This window comes from Pseudomonas sp. CM27 (assembly GCF_013179515.1).
In the GTDB taxonomy this organism is placed as follows: Bacteria; Pseudomonadota; Gammaproteobacteria; order Pseudomonadales; family Pseudomonadaceae; genus Aquipseudomonas.
On record NZ_JABMCN010000277.1, the window covers coordinates 1 to 7,498 of the forward strand.

General features: G+C 61.6%; 6 protein-coding genes. 3 read left to right on the forward strand and 3 right to left on the reverse strand.

Annotated features, from left to right (window positions below; translation table 11 throughout):
* Both elbB and HP547_RS25300 read right to left on the reverse strand, forming a co-directional pair.
* Positions 1 to 341 (reverse strand): isoprenoid biosynthesis glyoxalase ElbB (gene elbB / locus HP547_RS25295; protein WP_172288121.1); only part of this gene is annotated, 341 nt, incomplete at its 3' end.
* A gap of 174 nt (positions 342 to 515) precedes the next feature.
* Entirely contained in the window at positions 516 to 1,160 is a 645-nt protein-coding gene (locus HP547_RS25300; RefSeq protein ID WP_172288123.1) for a DedA family protein, read from the reverse strand.
* A gap of 213 nt (positions 1,161 to 1,373) precedes the next feature.
* On the opposite strand from HP547_RS25300, the gene ppk1 reads away from it, so the two are divergent.
* A complete protein-coding gene (ppk1, locus tag HP547_RS25305) occupies positions 1,374 to 3,623 on the forward strand; it encodes a polyphosphate kinase 1 (RefSeq protein WP_172219270.1) in 2,250 nt (749 codons plus the stop codon).
* On the opposite strand, the gene ppx is transcribed toward ppk1, so the two are convergent.
* On the reverse strand, positions 3,610 to 5,112 hold the full coding sequence (gene ppx, locus HP547_RS25310) for an exopolyphosphatase (protein WP_172219268.1): 1,503 nt from the start codon (positions 5,110 to 5,112) through the stop codon (positions 3,610 to 3,612). The genes ppk1 and ppx overlap by 14 nt on opposite strands.
* A 244-nt stretch (positions 5,113 to 5,356) precedes the next feature.
* Here ppx and trxA point away from each other — a divergent pair, with 244 nt between their 5' ends.
* Together trxA and rho are read left to right on the forward strand one after the other, a co-directional pair.
* On the forward strand, positions 5,357 to 5,686 hold the full coding sequence (gene trxA, locus HP547_RS25315; RefSeq protein ID WP_009684153.1) for a thioredoxin TrxA: 330 nt from the start codon (positions 5,357 to 5,359) through the stop codon (positions 5,684 to 5,686).
* Between the two features lie 324 nt (positions 5,687 to 6,010).
* Entirely contained in the window at positions 6,011 to 7,270 is a 1,260-nt protein-coding gene (rho, locus tag HP547_RS25320) for a transcription termination factor Rho (RefSeq protein ID WP_003253661.1), read from the forward strand.
* Positions 7,271 to 7,498 lie beyond the last annotated feature (228 nt).

A 7,498-nucleotide genomic window follows, 5' to 3' on the forward strand; every position in this document is an offset into this window, starting at 1 on the left:
ACGCTGCAGTTGGTGCCCTCCACGGCAAAATTGGAGAGGTTTTTCGCCGCCCCGAAACCGCCCGGTACAATCAGCGCATCGAAGTCTTCGGCCTTCGCCTCGCGAATGTCCTTTACCTCGCCGCGGGCAATCCGCGCCGATTCCACCAGCACATTGCGCGACTCGGGCATCTCTTCGCCGGTCAGGTGGTTGATGACATGCATCTGCGCGATGTCCGGCGCGAAGCACTGCACCTGCGCACCGCGCTGGTCGAGGCGCAGCAGGGTGATCACGCTTTCGTGGATTTCGGCGCCGTCATACACGCCACAGCCGGAAAGAATCACCGCTACTTTTTTTGTCATGCTCATTGCTCCAGTGTCGAGGCGCTAAATGTCCTCTAGTTTGGCAGATGGCGCCATAGGCATAACCGGGCCTGCGGACAGTCCTGCGCAAAATCCTGCTTACTTGGATCGCAATTACGCTGGGGTGTTCATTCTTTGAGGCGGTCTGTTCGGCAACGTACCGGCGCACTGGGCTTAGCGGTGGTCGCGCCGCTGGCCTGGGTCCTGCTCGTGCTTTACAGCTTGCTCAGCCTCTGGGGCCTGGGCTTCGCTCGCCGCCTTGCGCTCGGCGCGCAGGGTGCGGAAGCGCCGGCGCAGCCACAGCAAAACGCCCAGCATCAACAAGCCGCCAAGCACCCATAGCTCGTAGCGCTTCACGTTGCCCAGCAGGCCTTCGAGGATGGCGCCGAAGTGGTAGGCAGCCGCGCCCAGGGCGATTGCCCAGATGGCCGCGCCAATCCCGTTCAGCAGCAGGTAGCGGCGTGGCGGATAGCCCGACAGGCCAATGGCCACCGGCATGACCGTGCGCAGGCCATAGACGAAGCGGAAACTCAGCACCCAGATGTCGGGGTGGCGGCGGATATGGTCCAGCGCTCGGGCACCCATTGCCTGCCAGCGCGGTTTGCGCGCCAGAATCCGCCGCCCGTGGCGACGGCCCATGAAATACCACAACTGGTCACCGGCGTAGCTGCCCAGAAACGCCACCAGGCATACCAGCTTGATGTCCATGTAACCGCGGAACGCAAGGAAACCCGCAAGCACCAGGATGGTCTCGCCTTCAAAGAAGGTGCCTAGAAAAAGGGCGAAGTAGCCGAAATCCTGCAGGAATTGTTGAAGCATTTTCTGAGGTGCTGGCGAAATGAACGCGCAGCCTACCCCTTCGCGCGCATTCGTGAAAGTGTCCAAATGTGTCTCGACGTGAACATTTCCTACACGGACAATGCCAGATGCTACGCGTCATCGCTTGCCCTGCTGTGTAATGCAGGCGTCATAATGGTCGCTTATCTTGCCGCTCAATTGATGATAGGGCATTAACGTCCTCAGGAACGCCAGATGAATAATGAAGTGCTAACCCCTGTCGCGATCAAGGATGCTCAAGAGCTCCCCGAAGAGATGCTGCAGACCCCGCCAGACCTGCCGCCGGCGCCCGAGCCCGAGCCAGTGGCAGAGCCGGTGGCCGAGCCTGCCGCCCCCACGCCCGCCCCTGCACCGGCAATCGCCGTGCCTGGCCTGGACGACAGCAGCCTGTACATTCATCGCGAGCTTTCGCAGTTGCAGTTCAACATCCGTGTGCTGGAGCAGGCACTGGACGAGAATTACCCGCTGCTCGAGCGCCTCAAGTTCCTGCTGATCTTCTCCAGCAACCTCGACGAGTTCTTCGAGATCCGCGTCGCCGGCCTGAAGAAGCAGATCAATTTTGCCCGTGAACAGGCCGGTGCCGACGGCCTGCAGCCGCACCAGGCATTGGCCCGCATCAGCGAGCTGGTGCACTTCGAAGTCGACCGCCAGTACGCGATCCTCAACGACGTGCTGCTGCCGGAGCTGGAAAAGCACCAGATTCGCTTCATCCGCCGCCGCTACTGGACACCCAAGCTCAAGACTTGGGTGCGCCGCTATTTCCGCGACGAAATCGCGCCGATCATCACCCCGATCGGCCTCGACCCGACTCACCCGTTTCCGTTGCTGGTGAACAAGAGCCTCAACTTCATCGTCGAGCTCGAGGGCGTGGACGCCTTCGGGCGTGACTCGGGCCTGGCGATCATCCCGGCGCCGCGCCTGCTGCCGCGGGTTATCCGTGTGCCGGAAGAGGTCGGCGGGCCAGGTGCCAACTACGTGTTCCTGTCGTCGATGATCCACGCGCACGCCGACGACCTGTTCCAGGGCATGAAGGTGAAGGGCTGCTACCAGTTCCGCCTGACCCGTAACGCCGACCTGGCGCTGGACTCCGAAGAAGTCGACGACCTGGCCCGCGCCCTGCGCGGTGAGCTGTTCTCGCGCCGCTATGGCGACGCCGTGCGCCTGGAAGTGGCCGACACCTGCCCGAAACACCTGTCAGATTACCTGCTCAAGCAGTTCAGCCTCAGCGAAAGCGAGCTGTACCAGGTCAACGGCCCGGTCAACCTGACCCGTCTGTTCAGCATCACCGGCCTGGACAGCCACCCGGAGCTGCAATACACCCCGTTCACCCCGGCAATCCCCAAACTGCTGGTGAATGCCGACAACATCTTCAGCGTGATCAGCAAGCAGGACATCCTGCTGATGCACCCGTTCGAGTCTTTCACCCCGGTGGTCGACCTGCTGCGCCAGGCCGCCAAGGACCCACACGTGCTGGCTGTGCGCCAGACGCTGTACCGCTCGGGGGCCAACTCGGAAATCGTCGACGCGCTGGTGGATGCGGCCCGTAACGGCAAGGAAGTCACTGCGGTGATCGAGCTGCGTGCGCGCTTCGACGAAGAGTCCAACCTGCAGATGGCCAGCCGCTTGCAAGCGGCCGGTGCGGTAGTGATCTATGGCGTGGTCGGCTTCAAGACCCACGCCAAGATGATGCTGATTTTGCGCCGCGAGCATGGCGAGATCGTGCGTTATGCGCATCTGGGTACCGGCAACTACCACGCGGGTAACGCCCGCCTGTACACCGACTACAGCCTGCTGACCTCTGACGACGCCCTGACCGAGGACGTTGGCAAGCTGTTCAGCCAGCTGATCGGCATGGGCAAGACCCTGCGCATGAAAAAGCTGCTGCACGCGCCGTTCACCCTGAAGAAGGGCATGCTCGACATGATCGCGCGGGAAACCCAGTTCGCCCTCGAAGGCAAGCCGGCGCACATCATCGCCAAGTTCAACTCGCTGACCGATGCCAAGGTCATCAAGGCGCTGTACAAGGCCAGCCAGTCGGGCGTGAAGATCGACCTGGTGGTGCGTGGCATGTGCTGCCTGCGCCCAGGTATTCCGGGGGTTTCGCACAACATCCAGGTGCGCTCGATCATCGGTCGCTTCCTGGAGCACACGCGGGTGTTCTACTTCCTCAATGGCGGCGAAGAGCAGATTTACCTGTCCAGTGCCGACTGGATGGAGCGCAACCTCGACAAACGTGTCGAGACCTGCTTCCCGGTAGAAGGCAAGAAGCTGTTGCTGCGGGTGAAGAAGGAGCTGGAAAGCTACCTGACCGACAACACCCATGCCTGGACCCTGCAGCCAGACGGGCGCTACGTGCGCAGCACCCCGACCGGCAACCAGAACCCGCGCAGTGCCCAGGCGACCCTGCTGGAGCGCCTGAGCAACCCGGTCCTCAACGTACGCTGAGGACGAAGCCGACCCGGGCCAGCCACTCCGCCTCGTTGGCGAAGTCGGCCTGGGTCAGCTGGTTCTGCTCCAGCCAGCCAGCCGGGAACACCACGACGAGGCTGTTATCGGCCGCGTTGAGCTCTACCTTCGGCATTTGCTGAGTACCACGGATGTGGTGGAACAGGATGGCGAAGCGCAGCAGCACGCACAGGCGCAACAGCTTGACGCCTTCCTCGCCCAGGTCGGCGAACTTGTCCTTGGGGATATTGCGCCGATGGCCGCGTACCAGCAGGGCCATCATCTGTTGGTCCTCGCGGGAAAAGCCCGCCAGGTCCGAGTGCTCAATCAGGTAGGCGCCGTGCTTGTGGTAATGGTAGTGGGCGATGTCCAGGCCTATTTCGTGCACTTTAGCCGCCCAGCCCAGCAGATCGCGCCAGTTCCCGCCTTTCAGTCCCCATGCTTCGGCCACTTGGTCGAAGGCATGCAGCGCCTTGCGCTCGACCCGCGCGGCCTGGCCGTGATCTACGTGGTAGCGCTCCATCAGCGAGTTGAGCGTGCGTTCGCGCACATCTTCGTGGTGATGGCGGCCCAGCAGGTCGAACAGTACGCCTTCGCGCAGGGCACCGTCACAGTGGTCCATGCGCTGTAGCTCCAGCGCATCGAAGATGGCTTCGAGAATCGCCATCCCGGCCGGGAAGATGGTCCGGCGGTCGGGTTTGACGCCATCGAAGTCGATCTTGTCGACCTCGCCCAGCTTGAACATCTTGCGTTTGACCCAGGCCAGGCCCTCGGCGTTGACCTCGCCATTGCCCAGCCCGCCAGCCTTGATGGCGGCACCAATGGCGCGGATGGTCCCGGACGAGCCGATGGCCTCGTCCCAGGTCAGGCGGTGCAGCGCGTTCTCGATGCTCATCAGTTCCAGGCGCGCGGCGGTGTAGGCCTGGGCGTAGCGGGCCGGGGTGATCTTGCCGTCGCGGAAGTACCGCTGGGTGAAACTCACACAGCCCATCTGCAGGCTTTCGCGCAGCAGCGGCTCGAAGCGCTGGCCGATGATGAACTCGGTGCTGCCGCCACCGATGTCGGCCACCAGGCGCTTGCCGGCGGTGTCGGCCAGGGTGTGCGAGACACCCAGGTAGATCAGGCGCGCCTCTTCACGGCCGGAGATGACCTCCACCGGGTGGCCGAGGATGGCTTCGGCGCGCTGGATGAATTCGTTGCGATTGCGCGCTTCGCGCAGGGCGTTGGTACCGACGATGCGCACGGAGCCTGCCGGCATTCCGTTGATCAGCTGGGAGAAGCGCTTGAGGCAGTCCAGGCCTCGTTCCATGGCTTCTTCGCTGAGCATGCGCTCTTCGTCGATGCCGGCGGCCAGCTGAACCTTCTCGCCGAGCCGCTCGAGAATGCGGATTTCGGTATGGTGGGCCTTGGCCACGACCATGTGGAAACTGTTGGAGCCAAGGTCGATGGCGGCGATCAGGGACAGGTTCTTCGCGATGGTATGCGGCATGATCTGGTTGTTCTCGGTCGTTAACCCGGCAATCGTGCCACGATAGCAGGCTGACGCCAACGCGTGACACGGCAAGGCTTGATGCAAGGCAATGTGCCATTCGATGCTATGACACTTGTGTGACAGTTTCGATTCGCGGCGTCTTGCGCAACTATAGTTACACTCAATCGTCCGCGACTTCCTGTAGGGCGTGGGTGCAGCTATGATGGGCCACGTTTTTTTGCTTACGACCCTGGAGATATCCATGAGCAGCGATTTGATCAAACACGTCACCGACGCTACCTTCGAAGCCGAAGTCCTGCAGGCTCAAGGCCCGGTGCTGGTCGACTACTGGGCTGAATGGTGCGGCCCATGCAAGATGATCGCGCCGGTTCTGGACGACATCGCCTCCACCTACGAGGGCAAACTGACCGTAGCCAAGCTGAACATCGACGACAACCAGGAAACCCCGGCCAAGCACGGCGTGCGTGGTATCCCGACGCTGATGCTGTTCAAGAACGGCAACGTCGAAGCGACCAAGGTTGGCGCACTGTCGAAATCGCAGCTCGCCGCGTTCCTCGACGCCCACCTGTGATGTGAAAAACCCCGCCGATGCGGGGTTTTTTTTGCCTGCAGGGGTTGTGGCAGCGGGTTTGCTTGCGAATTCGATGTTGAGCCCCGCGCCGCCTTCACGGGTAAACCCGCTTCCACAGGGCATAATTTACCCGGCCAAAACCACTAGACGCAGAAAAAAGCAAGTGTTACATTCGGCCTCGCACTGCTTCTCCAGTGCCCTCTACATGCCGTCGCCGAAGCATCCCAATTCGAATCAGTACGCGATCTTGTCGCCATCTAGCGGCGCGGCCTCATTAAGCCAGAGCTTAATCCTCCCTTCTTACATGATTACGTCACTCCCCTTATGAACCTGACTGAACTCAAGCAAAAGCCGATTACCGATCTTTTGGAAATGGCCGAACAGATGGGCATCGAAAACATGGCCCGTTCGCGCAAACAGGACGTGATTTTCGCCCTGCTTAAAAAGCACGCGAAAAGCGGCGAAGAGATCTCGGGTGACGGCGTGCTGGAGATTCTCCAGGATGGTTTCGGTTTCCTGCGTTCGGCCGATGCGTCCTACCTGGCCGGCCCGGACGATATCTACGTCTCGCCCAGCCAGATCCGTCGCTTCAACCTGCGTACCGGCGACACCATCGTCGGCAAGATCCGCCCACCGAAGGAAGGGGAGCGTTACTTCGCTCTGCTGAAGGTCGATACCATCAACTTCGACCGCCCGGAAAACGCGAAGAACAAGATCCTGTTCGAAAACCTGACGCCGTTGTTCCCGAACAAGCGCCTGAAGATGGAAGCCGGTAACGGCTCCACCGAAGACTTGACCGGCCGCGTCATCGACCTGTGCGCCCCGATCGGCAAAGGCCAGCGTGGCCTGATCGTGGCTCCGCCGAAGGCGGGCAAGACGATCATGCTGCAAAACATCGCGGCCAACATCACCCGCAACAACCCCGAGTGCCACCTGATCGTCCTGCTGATCGACGAGCGCCCGGAAGAAGTGACCGAAATGCAGCGCACCGTGCGCGGCGAAGTGGTTGCCTCTACCTTCGACGAGCCGCCGACCCGCCACGTGCAGGTTGCCGAGATGGTGATCGAGAAGGCCAAGCGCCTGGTCGAGCACAAGAAGGATGTGGTCATCCTGCTGGACTCCATCACCCGTCTGGCGCGTGCCTACAACACCGTGATCCCGAGCTCGGGCAAGGTGCTGACCGGTGGTGTCGACGCCCACGCCCTGGAAAAGCCAAAGCGCTTCTTCGGTGCTGCGCGTAACATCGAAGAGGGCGGTTCGCTGACCATCATCGCCACCGCGCTGGTCGAAACCGGCTCGAAAATGGACGAAGTGATCTACGAAGAGTTCAAGGGTACCGGCAACATGGAGCTGCCGCTGGATCGCCGCATCGCTGAGAAGCGCGTGTTCCCGGCCATCAACATCAACCGCTCGGGCACCCGCCGCGAAGAGCTGCTGACCGCCGACGACGAACTGCAGCGCATGTGGATCCTGCGCAAGCTGCTGCACCCGATGGACGAAATCGCCGCCATCGAGTTCCTGGTCGACAAGCTCAAGCAGACCAAGACCAACGACGAGTTCTTCCTGTCCATGAAGCGCAAGTAAGCGGTTCAAGTCCGGATTGATTGGGGCTGCTTCGCAGCCCATCGCCGGCAAGCCAGCTCCTACAGGTACTGCGCAGCTCTTGAAGCTTGTGCCGGACCTGTTGGAGCTGGCTTGCCGGCGATGGGGCGCGAAGCGGCCCCAAGTCATTTTTGGCCATTAGGCGCCGAACGGCGCTACACTCTGCACCCCCGACCGATACGGCCAACACGAGGCTCCTGCATGCAGTAT

Excerpts from the sequence above, each read along its gene's own strand:
- ppk1 (WP_172219270.1), top strand. The coding sequence starts at position 1,374 with ATGAATAATGAAGTGCTAACCCCTGTCGCGATCAAGGATGCTCAAGAG.
- trxA (WP_009684153.1), top strand. The coding sequence starts at position 5,357 with ATGAGCAGCGATTTGATCAAACACGTCACCGACGCTACCTTCGAAGCC.
- rho (WP_003253661.1), top strand. The coding sequence starts at position 6,011 with ATGAACCTGACTGAACTCAAGCAAAAGCCGATTACCGATCTTTTGGAA.
- ppx (WP_172219268.1), bottom strand. The coding sequence starts at position 5,112 with ATGCCGCATACCATCGCGAAGAACCTGTCCCTGATCGCCGCCATCGAC.
- HP547_RS25300 (WP_172288123.1), bottom strand. The coding sequence starts at position 1,160 with ATGCTTCAACAATTCCTGCAGGATTTCGGCTACTTCGCCCTTTTTCTA.